This window comes from Kitasatospora cystarginea (assembly GCF_039533515.1).
GTDB lineage: Bacteria > Actinomycetota > Actinomycetes > Streptomycetales > Streptomycetaceae > Kitasatospora > Kitasatospora cystarginea.
The window spans coordinates 1-541 of the sequence record NZ_BAAATR010000223.1; the positions used below are offsets into that span (position 1 = coordinate 1).

The 541-nt window shown below is 64.1% G+C and carries 1 protein-coding gene; it reads left to right on the forward strand.

What is annotated here, in order from left to right; all coding sequences use genetic code 11:
- Positions 1 to 446, forward strand: a 446-nt coding sequence (locus tag ABD369_RS40955) for an MFS transporter (protein ID WP_344641717.1), incomplete at its 5' end; no start/stop codon positions are given.
- Positions 447 to 541 lie beyond the last annotated feature (95 nt).

The following is a 541-nucleotide window of genomic DNA, read 5'->3' on the forward strand; positions in this document are numbered from 1 at the left end:
GCCTTCCTGAAGCGCTTGTGGGCCTGGTGTTCCTTTTCTACCTTGCCGGAACTTTCACCTCGGCGGTAGCCGGCGGGGCCTCTGACCGACTGGGTAGGCGCAGCGTGCTGCTCGGGTCGGTTGTCGTCATCGGTATCGGCCTGGCACTGACCGTTCCGGACAATCTGGCGTTGACGCTCGTGGGGATGCTGCTCTTCACCGGAGGATTCTTCGCCGCGCATTCGGTGGCCAGCGGTTGGGTGGGGCTGATCGCTACCGATCACCGGGCCGAGGCGTCGGCGTTGTATCTGTTTGCCTACTACGCGGGTTCGTCCGTGGCGGGCGCCCTCGCGGGTCTTGCATACGCGGGTGGCGGTTGGGTCGGGGTCAGTACTTTTGTGGGCGCGCTGCTGTTGGTTGCGTTTGCCTTGTCACTGAGGATGTTTCGATCTTCGACGATTGACTGAACAGAGCACTGCGGCGACCCCGAACGGGATCGCCGCAGTGCGTTCTGTCGAGCGTCTTACTTCTTGCCGCCGCCGCGGAGGGCGCCGAGCAGGTC